Here is a 17,847-nt window from a genome sequence, read left to right on the forward strand (position 1 = left end):
GTTACAGATCGATACGGGCGTCTAGGAAGCCGGGGATCGGGCCGTTCCAGCCGCCGGCATCTTCGTCGGCGGCGGGCGCTGGCGTGGCGCGTGGTGCCGGCGAGCGCCGCGGTTTCTCCGCCGAGCGGACGGTCGACTTCGGCTGCTCGCCGCCACGGCGACGACCTCGCGCGCGTTGTGGTTTTTCTTCGTCGCCCTCGGGTTCCGGCGCGGCATCGGCGGGTTTGGCCTCGAGCCGGGCGATCTTCTGGCCGGTCAATTTCTCGATGTTCGCAATGTTCTCGCCATCTTCGGCCGTGACGAAGGTGTAGGCGGTGCCGGTGGCGCCGGCGCGACCTGTGCGGCCGATGCGGTGGACGTAATCATCGGGGTGCCATGGCGCGTCGAAGTTGACGACATGGCTGACGCCCTTGATGTCGAGCCCGCGCGCGGCGACGTCCGAGGCGACCAGGATGTTGACCTCGCCTGCCTTGAACAGCTCGAGCTCGGCGAGGCGTTGCGGCTGCTCCATGTCGCCGTGAATCTCGCACGAGCGGAAGCCCGAGCGCCTGAGACTCTTGTTGAGCTCGCGCACCGTCGTCTTGCGATTGCAGAAGATGATCGCGGTGCGCACTTCGGGCTGACGCAGCAAATCGCGCAGCGTGCCGCGCTTGTCCGACGACGACACCGGAACCAGCCATTGCTCGATATTGGCGTTGGTGGTCGCGGCGCGCGCGACCTCGATCGTCTTGGGATTGTCGAGGAACTTGTCGGCGAGCTTCTTGATCGGCGGCGGCATCGTCGCCGAGAACAGCAATGTCTGGCGCTGGCGCGGCAGCTTGGTGCAGATCTGTTCGATATCGGGGATGAACCCCATGTCGAGCATGCGATCCGCCTCGTCGATGACGAGCAGCGAGCAGCCGGTGAGCAGGATGTTGCCGCGCTCGAACAGGTCCATCAGCCGGCCGGGCGTCGCGATCAGCACGTCGACGCCCTTTTCCAGCGCCTTGATCTGATCGCCCATCGAGACGCCGCCGATCAGCAGCGCCATCGAGAGCTTGTGATACTTGCCGTATTTCTCGAAATTCTCGGCGACCTGGGCAGCGAGCTCGCGGGTCGGCTCGAGGATCAGGCTGCGCGGCATCCGTGCGCGGCTGCGGCCATGAGCGAGGATGTCGATCATCGGCAGCACGAACGATGCGGTCTTGCCGGTGCCGGTCTGGGCGATGCCAATGATGTCCTTCATCATCAGCACCGGCGGAATCGCGTTCGCCTGGATCGGTGTCGGCTCGTCATAGCCGGCGTCGCCAACAGCGCGGAGAAGTTCTTCAGAAAGGCCGAGATCGGCAAAGTTCATAGCGGTTCCGGAAAAGATCGGACGCAGCCAAAGGTAACGGCCACGAACAGCGCGTCTGCGCTTGCGGATTTGGCGCACAATGTCAAGATTTGCGCGCTCCGACCTTGCTCGAGATCAATCCCCGGGCACCAGCCGGCGGAACTTGGCGATCCCGCATTCGTCGCCCGATCGCGTGCGGATCGAGTCGCGCTTGGCGCATACTCGTCCATCGTGCCCGGCCGTCACGTAAAATCCCGTATAATAATCGAGCGTCCGGCATTTCTTGTCGAGGCGGATACGCAATCGCTCGCCGCCGCGCATCATCACGTCGACGCGATCATTGGTGGGGATCGTCGCCGCGATGAGATCGTCGCTGGCCACGCATTGCGGGCCGCTTTCCTCGTGAAACTCCACCGGCGGCAGCGGCGGCTCGGGCGGTGTCATCGGTTCCGGCGCAGGCATTCGTGGAATGCGGATCACGATGTGCTGGTGAAACAGCATCTGCCCTTCGAATCCCGGGCCGACCGCCGGCGCGGGGGCAGCGGCAAGCAACAACAGCATTGCAGCGGGAACGGCGGGACTGGTCATGATCAGGGGAACGAGCATAATCAGCATGATTGAACAATCGCTGAATTTGAGCAGCCGGCCGTGGAGTGCTAGCGCCGCGCGCATGACGCCTGCGCAAAACGCCCTGATCGATGCCCTGTCCGGCCAGCTCGACGCCAAGTCGATCGTCACCGATCCGGCCGAGATCGCGCCTTGGGAAACCGACTGGCGCGGCCGCTATCATGGCCACGCCCCGGCCCTGATCGCGCCGTCTTCACGTGACGAGGTGTCGGCGGTGGTGCGGCTGGCAACCCGGTTCGGCGTGCCGCTGGTGCCGCAAGGCGGCAATACGTCGATGGTCGGCGGGGCGACGCCGCCCGGCAACGGCAGCGCACTCATCCTGTCGACGCGGCGGATGAACCGGATCCGGTCGCTGTCCGCCGACGCCAATCTGGCGATCGCCGAGGCCGGCGTGATCCTCGCCGATCTCCACGCCGCGGCCGAGGAGATCGGCCGGCGCTTCCCGCTGACGCTCGGCGCGCGCGGCTCGGCGACGATCGGCGGGCTGGTTTCGACCAACGCCGGTGGCACGCAGGTATTGCGCTGGGGCACGATGCGCGCGCTGGTCGCCGGCGTCGAGGCGGTGTTGCCGGACGGATCGATCCACGACGGGCTTTCGGCGCTGAAGAAAGACAATCGCGGCTATGATCTCAACCAGCTATTGATCGGCGCGGAAGGAACATTGGGGGTGGTGACGGCAGCGGCGCTTCGGCTGGCGCCGGCGATCGCGGCGCGGGGCGTGGCCTGGGCAGGGCTGCAAAATCCCGCGGATGCGCTGGCATTGCTGCGCCGGATGGAGGCCGCCACCTCGGCGATCGAGAGCTTCGAGATCATTCCCGGCGATTCGCTGGAGCTGGTCGTCGAGCATATTCCAGGCACGCGCAAACCGCTCGCCGGCACGCATCCCTGGCATGTGCTGATCGAGGCGGTGTCGAGCGATCCCGCTGCCGAATCCCCGGCGGCGTTGCTCGAACGATTGCTCGCGCCCGCGCTCGAATCGGGGCTGGTCGCCGATGCCGTGATCGCCGCCAGCGAGGCCCAGGCCGACGCCTTCTGGCGCATCCGCGATTCGCTGTCGGAGGCCGAGCGGGCGTCGGGCCCGGCGGTGCAGCACGATATATCGGTGCCGGTCGATGTCATGCCGCGCTTCATGATCGAAGCGGCGCGCGCCGCCGAGCAGCGCTTTGCCGGCACGCATGCGACGGCGTTCGGTCATCTCGGCGACGGCAACGTGCATTTCCACGTCCGCGCGCCGGCCGGCACCGATCGCGATCGGTGGTATGCCGAAGAGGCGCCGGGAATCACGCGGTTCGTCAACGATCTGGTCGTCGCGGCCGGCGGCTCGATCTCCGCCGAGCACGGTATCGGCCAGATGAAGATCGGCGAACTGGCGCGGCTCGCGCCGCCGGGGCGGATCGAGGCGATCCGCGCCATTCGCCGTGCGCTCGATCCCGCCGGCATCATGAATCCGGGCAAGCTCGTCACGCTTGCGCCGGGCAACGAGGCCCCCTAGACCGCTCCCCCGTCATCGCTGCGCGAGCGGCAATCCAGACCCGGCCGGGCGGCCGACCGAATCGTTACGTTTCACGGAGACCAACATGGCCAGCGCGCCGCAAAATCAACTTCCGCTGTTCTACAATGCCCTCGAACCGCTTTCGAGCCAGACCCACGCCAAGTACAAGGTGCGGGCGACGGACAATGCGCCGTTTCTGGTTGGCGCCCATGCGATCCCGGTGACGGTCGACGAATTCCCGCTGCTGCAGCGCCACATGCCGATCGTCTTCACCGTCGGCGAGGAAGCGATTCCGATCGCGCTGATGGGCCTGAACGAAGGCGTCAACGTGTTCGTCGGCGACGACGGCAAGCTGACCGAGCAGGTCTATGTGCCCGCTTATGTCCGGCGCTATCCGTTCATGTTGGCGCGGCTGCGCCCCGATAGCGAAGAGATGTCGCTATGCTTCGATCCGACCTCGGATCGCGTCGGCGAGTTCGATGACGGCGAGGCGCTGTTTGCCGATGGCGAGCCGACCGAGGTGACCAAGAACATCCTGGCGTTCAACGAATCGTTCGAGCAGGCGGGTGCCCGCACCGCGGCCTTCATGAAGGAACTCGGCGAGCTCGGCCTGCTGATGGACGGCGAAATGTCGATTCAGCCCGAAGGCGCCGAGCGGCCCTTCGTCTATCGCGGCTTCCAGATGATCGACGAAAAGAAGCTCACCGACATCCGGGGCGATCAACTGCGCAAGATGAACCAGTCCGGCATGCTGCCGCTGCTCTATGCCCATCTTTTCTCGCTGAGCCTGATGCGCGACATCTTCGGGCGCCAGGCCCAACAGGGCAAGATGCCGCAACCCGAACCGCAACTGACTATCTGACCTGACACTGTCTGACCTGACAAGGAGATCGTTGAAGATGGCCACCACCGCGACGTCCGCCGATCGCTATTCGGCGGGAGCGATCTGGTTTCACTGGATCATGGCTGCGCTGATCATCTTCAACATCATCGTCGGGATCTTTCACGAAGGCGTGCCGGCGCTGCGCGCGCTGATGCCGGCACACAAGGCCGTCGGCATCGCCGTGCTGGTGCTGACGGTGGCGCGAATCGCGTGGCGGCTGGCGCATCGGACGCCGCCGCTGCCCGATCATCTTGCCGCCTGGGAGCGCGCCATGGCGATCACGGTGCGGCGGACCTTCTATGCGCTGATGCTGCTGATGCCGCTATCCGGCTGGATCATGGTGTCGGCGAGCACGCATCCGCGGCCGCTTTCGTGGTTCGGCCTGTTCGATGTCCCGCTGCTGCCGGTCGCCCATGCCGCCGGATCGCCGGCAGGGCTCACCCACAGCGTGCTCGGCTATCTGTTCGCGGCGCTGGCCGTGCTGCACATCCTGGGCGCGCTGCGGCATCAATTCGTGCTGCACGATACGGTGCTCGGCCGCATGATCCCGGGCCTGCTGCCCCGTCGCTGAACCGCGGTTCATCCTGCATTTATTCTATTGCGACGAACGGAGTTTCGTTGCCCGCCGGGATGGCTTGAAGCGTCAGAACCACCGCCCTATATTCGCCTTGTACGGTGTTCGTGTCCCCCCTTTCGCGGACCCGTATGGCGCGCCTTCGGGCGTGTCTCCTCCCTGAACCTCGGCCACCTCGTGCCATAAGCACGAGGTGGTTTTTTTATGTCGAAAGCCGCTCTATTCCGCCGCGATCGGCAGGCCACCGAGTGCGCATGCCTCATCGGCGAGCGCGTCGAGCATGGCGCGCAGCGTGCCGGCCGTGCGGCCGAGACCGGCGCCCGGCGCGGTCATCGTCGCATCGAGATAGAGGTGGCGGCCCCATTCGATCTGAATGGCATGCACGCCGCGGGCGGGCTCGGCATGACGTTCGAGGATATGGCCGCCTGAATAGGGGGTGTTGAGCGCATGGCGCAGCCCGGCTGCCTCGGCCACCGCCTCGAGGCGGTGGACGAAGCGCGTCGCCGCCGTGCGGCCGAAGCGATCGCCAAACACGATATCGGCGTGGCCCGGTGGCGGCATCGAATGCAGGTCGACGAGGATCGCGATGCCGAAGCGGGCGCGGGCGGCCGTTAGCGCCGCGGAAAGCGCCTGATGATAGGGGCGATGATCGGCGCGAATACGGGCGACGACCTCTTCGTTGCTCAGCCGCCGCCGCAACATGTCGCCGGCTCGGCCTGCGCGACGCGGGATCAGCCCGAGGCCGCTCCTCAGCTTGGCGGAATCGATCGGCCGCGTGGCGGGAGAGACGCCCTCGTCGATTTTCGGATCGCGATCGCTTTCGGCGCGGTTGAGATCGATCCAGGCGCGGGCCGGGCGCTGGACGAGCATCGTTTCGGTTGCGCGTGCGGCATGCGCGAGATCGTCGACATGGCGGTCCTCCAGCACGATCAGCGCCTCGATCGGCACGCGCAGGGCGGCACGCAGGGCGAGCGGATAGTCGCGGCCGGCATGCGGCACCGATAGGATCAGCGGGCTGGCCGGCAGCTCGAGCGAGCCAAGCAGGTCGAACGAGAGCGCGGCGGGCGTCATGCGCCTGATCCTAGGCGCGGCGTGCCCGTCCCGCAATCGGCCGCATCGGGTGGGCGAAACGCTGGAAAATGTTAAGGCGCGCGCGCATAAGGGAGCTCGCTATGGGGGTGATGTGTCGATGATCCGAATCCTGCTCGCAGAAGACGATCAGGTGATGCGCGAATATCTGGCGCGCGCCCTGGAACGGTCGGGCTATGCGGTCGCGGCGGTCGATCGCGGCACGGCGGCGATTCCGCTGCTCGAATCCGCGCATTTCGATCTGTTGCTGACCGATATCGTCATGCCCGAGATGGACGGCATCGAGCTGGCGCAGCGTGCCGCCGAAATGGTGCCGGATTTGCGCGTGATGTTCATTACCGGCTTCGCGGCGGTGACGCTGAAGGCCGGCAAGACGATGCCGCAGGCGCGCGTTCTGTCGAAGCCGTTCCATCTGCGCGACCTCGTGCTCGAGGTCGACCGCATGTTCGGGGTGGAGAGCCTTTCGGGCGGGAATTGAATGCGCCGGCCAAAGCCGCTTGCCAGCACGCCGCGCGCTCGCTAAAGCGCCCCCCTCACGGGCGTGTAGCTCAGTGGTAGAGCACTGTGTTGACATCGCAGGGGTCGCAAGTTCAATCCTTGCCACGCCCACCATCAAAAGCCCGCTATCTCAAAGAGGTGGCGGGCTTTTAATTTGGAAATTGGCCATTCCACCCCCCACGCCGGCTGTCCGGAGCAATTGCGACTTCCGCCCTACGTTAGTTAGCGAAGCACTTTGCCCTGCGCGTCCCACACCTCGACCTTCCCTAGATCGAGAGCGCGTATTTTCGATTCGATTTTCGACAGGTCGCCGACCACCACCCAAGTCAACGCGTCGGGGCGCAGCACGGCATCCGCCGTGCTGGTGATCGTGTCGGGCGTCAGCGCTTCATATTGAGCGGGCAGCGTCGTAATCCAGTTGTCGGGTCGATTGAAACGGTCGACGAACTGCATGTAGCCGACCAGCGCCTGATTGGTCTCGAACTGACCAGGGAGCGTCAGAACCTCGCCCTTTTCCATCAGATCGAGCTCGGGGAGCGTGATCGGCCGGGCGTGACCGATGTCGCGCACTTCCTTTTCGATTTCGGTCATCGCCTCGGCGGTCTTATCGGTCTGGACGTCGGTCGCGATCTCGAACGGGCGCTCGCCCAGGGCGTCGTCGACCGCGCTGTTGGCGCCGTAGGTCCAGCCTTTGGCTTCGCGGATGTTCATGTTGATCCGCGAGGTAAAATTGCCGCCAAGAACATCGTTCAGCGCGTTGATGTCGAAATCGCGCGCGTCGAGCGTCGAGGGCATCAGCTGGCCGACGCGAATCGTCGATTGCGCCACGCCCGGCTTGTCGATGAGCACGATCCGCGTCGCCGTCGCCGGCGCGACCGGGGCAAGCGATTTCTGGCCCTTCGCGCGCGCCGGCGGCGTCCAATCGCCGAACGCCTTGTTGAGCGCGGCAACCAGCGCCGGCAGGGTCGTATCGCCGGCGGCGTAGATCACCGCATTGTCGGGACGCAGCCAGCTGTCGTGGAACGCGATCACATCGTCCCGGGTAAAGGATCGCAACGTGGCGGCGCGGCCGGCAAGCGGGGTGCCGTACGCATTGTCGGCGCCGTAGAGCAAGTGAGTGAACGTCCGCTGCGCGATGCTCGTGGGGTTGGACAGCGATTGCGACAGCCCGGACAGATCGAGCGCCCGCAGCCGATCGAGATCGGCCTGACGGAAACCGGGATTGCGGATGTAATCGGCCCACAGCGCGACCGAATCAGGCAGATTGCGCGTCAACGCCGACAACTGGATGTCGGTCGTGTCGCTGTTGCCATAGGTATAGATGCGCGTGCCGAGCATGGCCTGGCGATCGGCGAACGCCTGCGCCGACAAATCCTTGGTGCCCTCATCCATCATCCCGAGGGTGAAAGTGCCCAGCCCCGGCTTCATCCGCTGATCGGCGGCGTGGCCGGCATCGAACGCCATCGTCATTTCCACCGTCGGCGTGCCGGTGCGCTGGGCGAACACCACCTTGATGCCGTTGGCCAGGGTCGCCCGCTGCATGTCAGGCAGCTTGAGCGCCGGCGACGGCGCCAGCCCGGGCATTGCCGTGCGGTCGGCGCCGTCGGCGGCGACCTTGTGGGTGCCGAACGGAACGACGGTGAGGCGGTAGGACGGTTTGTCGAGCCAGCCGTCCGCCGCGCCGCGGACCTGATCGGCGGTCAGCGCCTCGAAGGCTTGCTCGTCCTTCAGATAGCGACCGGGATCGTTCGCGAACGTCTCGCCGTCGGCCAGCGCCATTGCCCGAACATAGATCGATTCCATCGAGCGGATCATGTCGCCATAGGATGTCGTCTTGGCCTGTTGCAGCTCGCTAGGCGTCGGGCCGTGATCGAGATAGTCGCGCAGCGCGTCCTTGAGCGCGGCTTGCGCCGTCGCCGGATCGACGCCATCCTTGAGCATCAACTGGATCGAGAAAACCCCGACGGCGGCATAGCCCTGATAAGTGACGTCGACCGAAGTCGCGATCTGCTTGTCGTGGACCAGCAATCGATACAGGCGCGCGGTCTTGCCGCGGCCGAGAATCTGCGCGGTCATGCGCAACGCCTCTGAATCGGGCGTCCCGCGCCCCGGCACCGGCCAGTCCCACGCGATCGCGGTCTGCGGCACCGGATCCTGCAGCACTTCGGTCTTGGTCGCGCTCAGCGTCGGCACCCAGGCGGTCATCCGCGAAATCGGCGGGCCGGCGGGCACGCTGCCGAAATACTTTTCCATCAGACGCCTGGCATCGGCGACGGTGACGTCGCCCGACAGCACCACCACCGAATTCGCCGCGCCATAATATTGGGCGAACCACGCCTTCACGTCGGCCAGCGACGCGGCATCGAGATCGGCCATCGAGCCGATCGTCGTGTGGTGATAGGGATGGCCGACCGGAAACAGGCCGGCAAGTTCATGCTCGCTCATATCGGCATAGGGCTGGCCTTCGCGGACGCGCTTTTCGTTCTGCACCACGGCGCGCTGGGCATCGAGCTTGGCCTGGTCGATCGCGCCGAGCAAATGACCCATCCGGTCCGATTCGAGCCACAATGCCCGTTCCAGCCCGCCGGTCGGCACCACTTCGTAATAATAGGTCTGGTCGAACGACGTGGCGCCGTTGACCGCCGACGCGCCGACTTCCTGCAGCGGCGGCATATATTCCTTGTTGTGATGTTCCGAGCCGTTGAACATCAAATGCTCGAACAGATGCGCGAACCCGGACTTGCCCGCCGGCTCGTTCATGGAGCCAACGTGATACCATACCGTCACCGCCACCTTGGGCGTGGCATGATCTTCGTGAACCACCACCCGCAACCCGTTGGCCAGCGTGAACTGGGTGTAAGGGAGAAGGTCGCTCGGCTGGGCGAGCACAGGTTGTTCGGCGCGCGCAGCCGGGGCGAAGGCGCCGGCCAGCGAAGCCGCGGCCAGCAGATGCAGGTATTTCATGGGTGACGATGGTCCTTGAAGGGCGGCCGCGACGGCCGGCAGGTGTTAGAAATTGGCGGAAATGCCGATCTTGAACTTGCGGCCGCCCAGATAGGTCGCCCGCGTATAATAAGCCGGCGCGCTGCCTTCGCCGCCGATCGTTTCCTCGACGTCGGGGCTGGTCGTACCTTTCAGCAGGTCGGATGCCTCGACATAGATGCGGAATTTGCCGAAGCCCGGCCGGAAATAATATTCCGCCCGGAAATCGAGCGTGCCCACGCCTTCCTGATAGACGCTGAGGTCGCGCGGGCGGAAATCGCCGAGCGCGCGCGACTGGAAGCTGTAAGCGAGCGTCGCGTCGACCCCGTATTTGTTGTAGGTCATCGCGACGGTGCCCGAATGCTTGGGCTGCTGATTGAATGGGATGCCGTAGAATTCGTAGACGCTCTGCCCCCCGGCGGGGGCATAGGCCCAGGAATATTGCTGGACCCGCGAGCTCTTGGTGAAGGTGTAGTTGGCGAACACGCCGAGGCCGTTGAGCGCCCCGGGCAGGAAGGTCAGCTGCTGCTCCACCTGCCCCTCGATCCCCCAGATCGTCGCGATGTGATCGCTGTTGGCCGGCATCCCGCCGTTGATGAAATAATTTTCGGGATGGGCGGGATCGAAATAGGGCGGACCCTGGAAATAGGGGCTGTCGGGCAAGGTCACGTTGGCGAGATTGGTTGGGCCGTTGACCTCGTTTGCCTGCAGCAGATTGTGGATGCGCTTGTAGAACGCGCTCAGCTTGATGATCCCGACGTGGTGATAGAATTCGGCGCTGACATCGAAATTGTCGGTCGTCGCGGGGCGCAGGTTCGGATTGCCCGAGTTGATCTGGACGATCGGCTTTACGCCTTCGGGACCAGGCGTCGGAATATTGATGAAGGTGATCCGCGTCGCGGTCGAAAGCTCGCCGATCTGCGGGCGCGCGACCGACAGGTAATAGCCGCCGCGGAAGATCAGGTTGTCGCTTTCGCGGTAATTGAACAGAATGCGCGGCAGGAAACGCGACGTGCTCGATGTCTCGGTGACGAGCTTGGTAAACGCGTTCTGGAACGCCAGGTCGACGCCAAAGCCGCCGCCGTCCTCGGGCAGGATCGGCCCGATATAGGTGGGGAAGATCAGGTCTCGCGCCATCAGGTCGACGCGGTCGTACCGGACGCCGCCGACCACCTCGAGCTTGCCGAACTGAAGCTGCGACTGGAGATAGCCCGCATAGTTCGTTTCCGAGGTCATCTGCTTGTCCTGATCGGGATTGGGCACGATCGGAGTCAGCGTCAGATTGGAATAGTCAGCGAGATATTGGTCGAGATTGTCGAGGAAGCCGGTGAAGGTCTTCTCGCTCATCACCGAGAAATTGGCGTCGGTGATGCCGATCCGGCCGAGGTCGGACGGGCCGAAGGGCAGGCCGAGCGCCGCAATCGTCGTGCCGCCGCCGAACTGCGAGCGCACCAGATTGCTCTTGAACTCGGTCTTTTCGAAGTGGATGCCGGCCTCGATATATTTCAGCGGCCCCCAGCCCATTGACCAGCGCGCGCTGTATTCGGCGGTGTAACGATTGTTGAGACCCGTGGTCGTGTCGATCTGGCCGGTGCCGTTGTCGATCGTGAAATGCGACGGATCGTTGACGAAAGCCCAGCCGGCGTCGCTGAGCAGCGGGATCGGAATCTGGTTGCCGTTGCGCGGGCCGAAGCCTGAGATGATGTAGCCGAGCGTCGGATCGGTCGCGGCGGGCAGGAAATAATCCGCCTTGGCATCGCTGTCGGGCATCCGCAGATCGAGCGTGGTATTGGCCTTGTGGCGCTCGGAGCCATGGGCATAGCCGAGCAGGTATTTCAGCGTGATCTTGCCGATCTCGCTCTTGCCGTTGAACGCATAGGTATCCGACACCGTCTTGGCGCCCGGATCGTATGTATATTCCTGCTCGTGCTGCAGCGCCGCGTTGCCGGGGCTGAGATCGAGATGCAGCGCCGAAACCGGATCGCCGCCCGCGATAACCGAATATTCGTCAAGCGTGGCGAAAATGTCGGTCAGTGAATATGTCGTGCGATCGGTTTCCGAATGCTGGAAATCGAACTTCAGGTCGGTATGCGTGTCGATCTTCCATTCGGCCGACAGCGTGGCGGCCAGCGTCTTCTGCTGGACATGGTTGAAGCTGGTTTCGAGGCGGTTGGGATAGGCCTGGTCGCCGCCGGCAACGAAGGGAAAGGTGCTGAGCGGGTCGGTGGCGTCGGTCGAGGTCAGGGTCGGCTGGCCGTCGGCATCGGGCGGCAGGAACGCGCCGAAATCGAGAATCGTGTTGTAGGAGATGTTGCGCACCGAATTCCGCCGGTACTGAACCGACGCGCTGACCCCGAAATTGTCGCCGGCGCCGAATTTGCCGGAGACCGTGCCCGACGCGAGAAAATCGTTGCTGAAGCCCTTGGCGCTACGCCCACCTTCGACCTGGAAACTGGCATAACGGCGCGAGCGGTCGAGCGGCGACTGGGTTTCGATCTCGACCAGCCCGCCGGTGCCGGCGCTGTCCTGGCTGGGCAACAGGCTCTTGCTGATGGTGATCTTGCTGACCGAATCGGCGAGCAGATTGCTGAGATCGGCTGAACGGCCGGTGCCGTTGCCGACCGGCAGGTTGAGCCCGTTGAGCTTGACCGCGTTCATATCGGGATCGAGCCCGCGTACCACGACATTGGTGCCGTCGCCGGTCAACGAGTCGCGCTGAAACGAGACGCCGGGCGCACGACGCAACGCGTCGGAAAAAGTGGTGCCGGTGAAGTTGCCGAGGTCGTCGGCCGAAATCACATCGGAATCGTTTTCGGCGGTTCGCTGCAGATTGAGCGCCTTGGCCCGCGCGCTGCGCGTTCCGTAGACGACGATGCCGTGCTCATCATTGATGCCCTCGCTGAGCAGCACGTCGGCGCGATATTGCTGACCGGGTGCGAGGTCGATCGCCTGATAGGCGGGTGCGAACCCGAGAAACGAGACGTCCAGCGTGTAATTGCCGGGCGGCACGTCCGGAAACTGGAAGTTGCCGAGATTGTCGGCTTTCGCGGTTCGGCCGATCGGCTCCAGGTGGATCAGCGCGCCGGCGATATTGCGATTGTCACCGGGCCCAGAGACGTGGCCACCGATCGATCCTGATCTGGCGGCGTCACCTGGCTCGGCTTGCGCCGATTTGCCCGGGGGTGGCGGCGGCTGGGTGCTGCCGATGACAAATGTTCCGCCGGGGGTCACATCGAGCGACAAGCCGGTGCCTCGCAGCAAAAGGCGATAGCCGCTTTCGGCGCTATATCGTCCATGCAAGGCTGGCGCGACCATGCCTTTCACGGCGGCCTCGGTGAATACCAGGTTAGAACCCGTGGTGGCCGCCAGCGCCCTTAACGATGTCGCCAGCGGCTGCCGCGGAAGATCGACTTGAAATGTGGTTTGCGCCTGGGCCGCCAATGGAGTGGCCAGGGCACACGCAACCAATGCTATTCTTGAGATCATCGACTACCCCCCAAAGTTGCCGTCGCAGCGGCCCCTTGAAACGGTAGACGACGATCATGCGCAAAACCGACATGCGCACGACATAAAAAGTTCGCATTTCTTATCCGCCCGACAGTATCGTGCGGTCCAGACGCGCGGACTTTACTCTTCGATCGTCAACTGGCTGCCGTCATGAACGACGCGCCAACCATTGAGTCGGGCAATCGCAACCGCGAATTCGGCAGTGTCGTTGGTAGAAAACACGCCCGAAACGGGCGTTGTCGACAGCCGGGGATCGGCAACTTTGATCTTCGGGCCGCCATAGCGCCCCAGTTCGGCGATCGCCTTGGCCAGCGGCGTCTCGTCGAAAACGATTTGGCCGCGCCGCCATGCCGTGACGGTATCGATCGGGGGCATGTCGATCGCAGCGGGCGCATCCTTATTGGTCGTCAGGCGCTCTCCCGGTGCAAGCAACGTCGGCTCGGCGGCCGCGCTCGACAAGCCGGATTTCACCTCTGTTACCGCGACCTTGCCTTTGAGCAGCGTGACTTCGACATCGCCATCAATGCGGCGCACGATGAAGCTCGTGCCAACCGCGCGAACCCGCTTGTTTCCGGCCGCCACGATGAACGGACGCCGGGTATTGTGGGCGACGTCGAACATCGCCTCGCCGTGATCCAGCGTGATCTGCCGGACATCGGGCTTGTAATCGACGTCAAGCCGGGTGTCGGTGTCGAGCGCAATGCGGCTGCCGTCGTCGAGGGTGGCGACTTCCTGTTCGCCACGTTCGGTCGTGTAGGTGACGGGCCGATCCATCAGCCACCAGGCGACGCTGCCCAGAACCAGCAGCAACGCTGCGGCAAGAGCCAAAACCCGCAGCGACGCGAAAGGTGCGCGCCAAGCGTTCGGCCCCGACGGTTGGCGAGCAGCGTCGCCGTCTTCAAATGCGGCAGCGCCGGGGATCATCGCCCAGAGCTCGGTTGCGCGCTCGAAGGCGTCGCGTCGCGCCGCGTCGCCGTTGAGCCAGGCTTTCAGCGCCGCTTCGGTCGCGCTGTCGCGCGGCGTTGCCTGCAGGCGCGCGATCCAGGCCGCCGCCTCGGCTTCGACCTGTCGGTGAGAGGGTGAATGATTCACCATCCGTCCATCCAGCGCATCAATTGCAGAGTTGCGCGCGCCACCTGCTTTTCAACCGCGGCGACGGACATCTGTTCACGCCGCGCGATTTCGGCGTAGCTCAGGTCGTCGAGGCGGCGCATCAGCAGGATACGGCGTGTCCGCTCGGGCAGCGTTTCGAGCCCGCGCGATGCATGGCGCAACCGCGCTCGCTCCTCGACGATCTGGCTCGGGTCCGGTTGCGACTGATCGGCGAGAAGATCGATACCGTCATGTCCGACGAAGGGCGCCCGCGCGCGGCGGCGAAGCTGGTCGATCGACAGATTGACCGCCGCTTTCACCAGAAGCGCCTCCCGCGAGCGCGCCTGATGCGCGCGTTCATATTGTTCTATCTTCAGAAACGCCTCTTGCACCAATTCATCCGCATCCGCTTCGGACACGCCATGCCGCAGCACCGCCCGTCTTGCCTTCGACAACATTTCCGACAGGCTCGGCATCGCGTGAACCGTCTCCCTCGAAACCTCAGACGATCATCACCGCAAAAACGGACATAATGAAAGATACCATTCCCGTTGCGGCGACAACCGTTTCGCCCGCGCGAACGATCGGCTTTAATCTGGCAGGGTTTCGAGATTGATCGCACATGAGGACTCATTCACGGCGCTGGCCGCCCGCATAACTTGGCCCGCGGCGCTCTCCTAACGCGTGATCGAGAGTAGCATGTTGCCTGACTTTTCAGCTAAATATCAGCTATGCTAGCCGAGCCAAACGCGCAACCAAACCAAAGCCTGATCGATGGCATTGCCACGCTTCAAGCCTTGGCCTCAGCCCCCGAGCCGATCGGCTGTCGGGCACTCGCGCGCCAGCTCGGAATTAATACGACCAAGGTCAATCGACTGCTCAAGACTTTGGCATTCCTCGGGATTGCCCGGCAAACGGCCAACCGAAAATATACGGCCGGATCTGGCATGCATGTGCTTGCCGCTCAGAGTCTGTTTGCGTCAGGGCTGCTCCGGCGAGCGCTCCCGGTGTTGGAGGGATTGCGGCGGTTTGGCCATACCGTGGCGCTCGGCGTGCTCTGGAATGACAGTGTCAGCTATCTTTTCCACGCACCGCCGGGGATCGAGGCGTCGCGGGGACTTGGACGTATCGGCCTGTTGCCAGCAACGACCAGCGGCATCGGCATTGCGCTGCTTGCGGAACTGCCGGAGGAGCGCGTCAGGGCTCTTTATGAGGGACGCGACATCCCAATGTTCCCCGCCGGCATCGGGGCGCTGCTGGACAAGCTTAAGGAAACGCGAGAAGCTGGTTACGCTCGCGTCCACGTCGCTGACGAGCGCGATTTCCACGCCGTCGCGACCGTGATTGGCGATCCGGTTCATGCTGGCATTGCGGTATCGGGCTGGATACCGGAGAATGCGACGCCGCCGTTGGTTGAGGCGCTGCGCGAAGCAGGGTCGGCGATAGGGAGCGACTAGGGGCGGGGGTCAGTCGATTGCTTCAGCATGGGCCCAGAAGGCGGGTTTCGGGGCGATTCCGAGGCCGGGGCCGGTGGGGACGCGATAGGCGTTGTTGTCGTAGGCCATATCGGTTTCGAGCAATCGTAAGTTGGCACTGAACACCGAATGTTGCCACTCGTGGCGCCACAACCGGTCGATCGTCTGGGATGCGTGCAGGCTTGCCGCCAGAAAAATGCCGGTTCCGATGGTCGCATGCGGTGCGAGCGATGCGCCAACTTCGGCGGCAAGCGCTGCGATCCGGCAGAATTGAGTGATGCCGGTATGCCCCATTTCGGGCTGGACGTAGCGCAACGCGGCGCCGGGGAGGCGCAGGCGCGCCTCGTGGAGATTGTGCCATTCCTCGCCGGCGGCGACGGGGATCGGGCTGGCACGCGCGACATCGGTGAGACCGGCGACGTCCTCCGGCTTCACCGGCGCCTCGATGAAGCTGAGATCATAAGGCGCGAGCGCGCGGGCGAGCGCGAGCGCATCGGCGGGATCGAACTTCCAGTGGAGATCGACCATCAGCGCGGCATCCGGGCCGATCGCCGCGCGCAATGCCGCGCATTCCTCGACGATGCCGCCATGGCTGACGACTGCCGCGAACTTGAAGGCGTCATGCCCTTCGGACCGGAAACGCTGCGCCAGCGCGACTCGCGCGGCAGGGGTCGCCGCCGGCAGGCCGGAGACATAGCCGGGAATGGTCTCGCGCCGCCGATCGCCGAGCAGGACGGCGACGGGCTGCCCGACATGCCGTCCGAGCAGATCCCACAAGGCGATGTCCAACGCGGCGAGCGCATCGCCATAGAAGCCGCCCGAACAGCCGCGCACGCGCATCAGGCCGTAGAGGCTTTCCCAGATGACCGGAATCACGGCCGCGTCATCGACCGGCTGGCCGACCAGCACCGGCGCCAGCAGGTCGTTGATGATTTCGCACGTCGCCTTCGGCGCGCAGATGCCATAGGTCTCACCCCAGCCGATCGTCCCATCCTCCGCCGTGAGGCGGACGACGACCGATCGATCGACGGTGGGATAGATCGTGCCGTTGCCCGATCGCACGACATAGCCGCGCTGATTGATTGACTCGCCCGGACCGAGCGGCCCGAGATACGGCTCGTCGCGCGGCAGCGTGACGATGAAGGTCTCGACCCGCGCGACGATCACGCGCCGCGCCCGTCGCCAGCGACGGCGATGCCGGTCAGATCGGCGATACGGCCGAGCAGCGCATCGACCTCCGCCAGATCATGGCGGTCGAGCTCGGGGCCGGGCGCGCGCGTGTAGACGCTGTCGATCAGGCCGCGCCGCCGCAACACTTCCTTCGTCAAGCGCCAGCGGAATACCGCCTGCACGCTGAGCAGCGGCAGCGTCCGCTCGAACAGATCCCGCGCCATGGCGACCTCTCCCGACGCAAAGCTGCGCAGCATCCGCACATGCACCTCCGTGATCTCGCACGCCGGCATCGTGCCTTGCGCGCCGCGAACCAGTTCGTCGATCACATAACGCCCCCCGGCGCCGCCGAACACCGCGTCGAGCGCATCGCCGGCGCGCGACATGACGCCGGTGATCCGCTGGCCCGACGGCTGTGCCTCCTCCTTGACGTAGCGGATCGCATCGACGTCGCGGGCAAGCGCCGCGACCGCATCCATCGACAAGCCGATTCCCATGGGGGCAGGCGCGTTCTGCAGCATGATCGCAATGCCGGTTTCGTTACCGACGTCGCGATAGAAGCTCGCCATCGCCAACGGATCGTCAGCCAGCGTGTGCGGGGTCATGATCATCGCCGCGGTCGCACCCGCGCCGGCGCCGGCGCGGGCGAAGGCGGCCGCTTCCTCCGCCGAGCCAGCGCTTGCGCCGACGACGAACTGCGCGCGGCCGGCCAGCCATCGACCGACGCTTGCGGTCATTTCGAGCCGCTCCTCGGCGGTGAGGTGGTCATATTCGCTGGCCAGCCCCGGATAGACGATCCCGGCCGCGCCGGCGTCGACGATATAGTCCAGCACGCCGCGCACCCCGCGCTCGTCGATCTCGCCCGCCGCCGTGAAAATCGTCGGCAATACCGGGAAAACGCCGGCCAAAGACATCTGCCTCTCCTTTTTGTTTCACTATCAGCAATATTTTTAGCGGCATTTTGTGTCAATAGGCGATGCATATGTCACAAGATTTGCTGAAATGGGGCTTGATGAGGCATTTGCGTTGCTATAGAAGATACGAACAACGGCTAGCGCCCGATCGAGGCGCAGCATGATGAGAGGATGTATCGGAAAGGGTCATGCACGTGCGTCATCACCAGATCGCCGGCGAGCCATCGGC

General features: G+C 64.6%; 14 protein-coding genes and 1 tRNA gene. 6 read left to right on the forward strand and 9 right to left on the reverse strand.

From position 1 onward, the window contains the following. Nucleotide 1: 1 nt before the first annotated feature. On the reverse strand, nt 2-1,336 hold the full coding sequence (locus K7G81_RS15480) for a DEAD/DEAH box helicase (RefSeq protein WP_223031729.1): 1,335 nt from the start codon (nt 1,334-1,336) through the stop codon (nt 2-4). Nucleotides 1,337-1,450: 114 nt separating this feature from the next. After that, the gene (locus tag K7G81_RS15485; protein ID WP_223031730.1) at nt 1,451-1,930 is read right to left on the reverse strand and encodes a hypothetical protein; all 480 of its coding nucleotides are present in this window, start codon (nt 1,928-1,930) and stop codon (nt 1,451-1,453) included. 55 nt (nt 1,931-1,985) lie between these two features. Here K7G81_RS15485 and K7G81_RS15490 point away from each other — a divergent pair, with 55 nt between their 5' ends. The 3 genes from K7G81_RS15490 to K7G81_RS15500 all read left to right on the forward strand — a co-directional run bounded on the left by K7G81_RS15490 (nt 1,986) and on the right by K7G81_RS15500 (nt 4,888). Continuing rightward, a complete protein-coding gene (locus K7G81_RS15490; RefSeq protein ID WP_223031731.1) occupies nt 1,986-3,434 on the forward strand; it encodes an FAD-binding oxidoreductase in 1,449 nt (482 codons plus the stop codon). An 85-nt stretch (nt 3,435-3,519) separates the two neighbouring features. Continuing rightward, nucleotides 3,520-4,296, forward strand: coding sequence for a SapC family protein (locus K7G81_RS15495; protein WP_223031732.1), 777 nt, complete (start codon nt 3,520-3,522; stop codon nt 4,294-4,296). Between the two features lie 37 nt (nt 4,297-4,333). Beyond that, nucleotides 4,334-4,888, forward strand: a complete 555-nt coding sequence (locus K7G81_RS15500; RefSeq protein ID WP_223031733.1) for a cytochrome b — start codon at nt 4,334-4,336, stop codon at nt 4,886-4,888. 222 nt (nt 4,889-5,110) lie between these two features. Here K7G81_RS15500 and K7G81_RS15505 read toward each other — a convergent pair whose 3' ends face one another. Continuing rightward, nucleotides 5,111-5,962 carry an N-formylglutamate amidohydrolase gene (locus K7G81_RS15505; protein ID WP_223031734.1) on the reverse strand — a complete coding sequence of 284 codons (852 nt, stop codon included), beginning with the start codon at nt 5,960-5,962 and terminating at the stop codon, nt 5,111-5,113. 118 nt (nt 5,963-6,080) lie between these two features. Here K7G81_RS15505 and cpdR point away from each other — a divergent pair, with 118 nt between their 5' ends. Both cpdR and K7G81_RS15515 read left to right on the forward strand, forming a co-directional pair. Next, on the forward strand, nt 6,081-6,458 hold the full coding sequence (cpdR, locus tag K7G81_RS15510; RefSeq protein WP_223031823.1) for a cell cycle two-component system response regulator CpdR: 378 nt from the start codon (nt 6,081-6,083) through the stop codon (nt 6,456-6,458). A 59-nt stretch (nt 6,459-6,517) separates the two neighbouring features. After that, a tRNA-Val gene (locus tag K7G81_RS15515) sits at nt 6,518-6,592 on the forward strand. Between the two features lie 108 nt (nt 6,593-6,700). On the opposite strand, the gene K7G81_RS15520 is transcribed toward K7G81_RS15515, so the two are convergent. The 4 genes from K7G81_RS15520 to K7G81_RS15535 all read right to left on the reverse strand — a co-directional run bounded on the left by K7G81_RS15520 (nt 6,701) and on the right by K7G81_RS15535 (nt 14,535). Continuing rightward, the gene (locus K7G81_RS15520) at nt 6,701-9,442 is read right to left on the reverse strand and encodes a M16 family metallopeptidase (RefSeq protein ID WP_223031735.1); all 2,742 of its coding nucleotides are present in this window, start codon (nt 9,440-9,442) and stop codon (nt 6,701-6,703) included. Nucleotides 9,443-9,487: 45 nt separating this feature from the next. Next, nucleotides 9,488-12,703, reverse strand: a complete 3,216-nt coding sequence (locus K7G81_RS15525) for a TonB-dependent receptor (RefSeq protein WP_223031736.1) — start codon at nt 12,701-12,703, stop codon at nt 9,488-9,490. A gap of 384 nt (nt 12,704-13,087) precedes the next feature. Next, a complete protein-coding gene (locus K7G81_RS15530) occupies nt 13,088-14,062 on the reverse strand; it encodes a FecR family protein (RefSeq protein ID WP_223031737.1) in 975 nt (324 codons plus the stop codon). Further along, nucleotides 14,056-14,535, reverse strand: a complete 480-nt coding sequence (locus K7G81_RS15535) for an RNA polymerase sigma factor (protein ID WP_223031738.1) — start codon at nt 14,533-14,535, stop codon at nt 14,056-14,058. Before K7G81_RS15535 ends, K7G81_RS15530 begins: the two co-directional genes overlap by 7 nt. A 255-nt stretch (nt 14,536-14,790) precedes the next feature. Between K7G81_RS15535 and K7G81_RS15540 the strand changes: the two genes are divergently transcribed. After that, complete coding sequence (locus K7G81_RS15540; protein WP_223031739.1) at nt 14,791-15,516, forward strand: IclR family transcriptional regulator; 726 nt, start codon at nt 14,791-14,793, stop codon at nt 15,514-15,516. 9 nt (nt 15,517-15,525) lie between these two features. On the opposite strand, the gene K7G81_RS15545 is transcribed toward K7G81_RS15540, so the two are convergent. Then, nucleotides 15,526-16,701, reverse strand: coding sequence for a mandelate racemase/muconate lactonizing enzyme family protein (locus tag K7G81_RS15545; protein ID WP_223031740.1), 1,176 nt, complete (start codon nt 16,699-16,701; stop codon nt 15,526-15,528). Beyond that, nucleotides 16,698-17,618 carry a dihydrodipicolinate synthase family protein gene (locus tag K7G81_RS15550; protein WP_223031741.1) on the reverse strand — a complete coding sequence of 307 codons (921 nt, stop codon included), beginning with the start codon at nt 17,616-17,618 and terminating at the stop codon, nt 16,698-16,700. The genes K7G81_RS15545 and K7G81_RS15550 overlap by 4 nt, the downstream gene beginning before the upstream one ends. Nucleotides 17,619-17,847: the final 229 nt, after the last annotated feature.

This window comes from Hephaestia mangrovi (assembly GCF_019880555.1).
Taxonomy (GTDB): Bacteria; Pseudomonadota; Alphaproteobacteria; order Sphingomonadales; family Sphingomonadaceae; genus Sphingomonas; species Sphingomonas mangrovi.

Excerpts from the sequence above, each read along its gene's own strand:
- K7G81_RS15480 (WP_223031729.1), bottom strand. The coding sequence starts at position 1,336 with ATGAACTTTGCCGATCTCGGCCTTTCTGAAGAACTTCTCCGCGCTGTT.
- K7G81_RS15485 (WP_223031730.1), bottom strand. The coding sequence starts at position 1,930 with ATGCTGATTATGCTCGTTCCCCTGATCATGACCAGTCCCGCCGTTCCC.
- K7G81_RS15490 (WP_223031731.1), top strand. The coding sequence starts at position 1,986 with ATGACGCCTGCGCAAAACGCCCTGATCGATGCCCTGTCCGGCCAGCTC.
- K7G81_RS15495 (WP_223031732.1), top strand. The coding sequence starts at position 3,520 with ATGGCCAGCGCGCCGCAAAATCAACTTCCGCTGTTCTACAATGCCCTC.
- K7G81_RS15500 (WP_223031733.1), top strand. The coding sequence starts at position 4,334 with ATGGCCACCACCGCGACGTCCGCCGATCGCTATTCGGCGGGAGCGATC.
- K7G81_RS15505 (WP_223031734.1), bottom strand. The coding sequence starts at position 5,962 with ATGACGCCCGCCGCGCTCTCGTTCGACCTGCTTGGCTCGCTCGAGCTG.
- cpdR (WP_223031823.1), top strand. The coding sequence starts at position 6,081 with ATGATCCGAATCCTGCTCGCAGAAGACGATCAGGTGATGCGCGAATAT.
- K7G81_RS15520 (WP_223031735.1), bottom strand. The coding sequence starts at position 9,442 with ATGAAATACCTGCATCTGCTGGCCGCGGCTTCGCTGGCCGGCGCCTTC.
- K7G81_RS15530 (WP_223031737.1), bottom strand. The coding sequence starts at position 14,062 with ATGGTGAATCATTCACCCTCTCACCGACAGGTCGAAGCCGAGGCGGCG.
- K7G81_RS15535 (WP_223031738.1), bottom strand. The coding sequence starts at position 14,535 with ATGCCGAGCCTGTCGGAAATGTTGTCGAAGGCAAGACGGGCGGTGCTG.
- K7G81_RS15540 (WP_223031739.1), top strand. The coding sequence starts at position 14,791 with ATGCTAGCCGAGCCAAACGCGCAACCAAACCAAAGCCTGATCGATGGC.
- K7G81_RS15550 (WP_223031741.1), bottom strand. The coding sequence starts at position 17,618 with ATGTCTTTGGCCGGCGTTTTCCCGGTATTGCCGACGATTTTCACGGCG.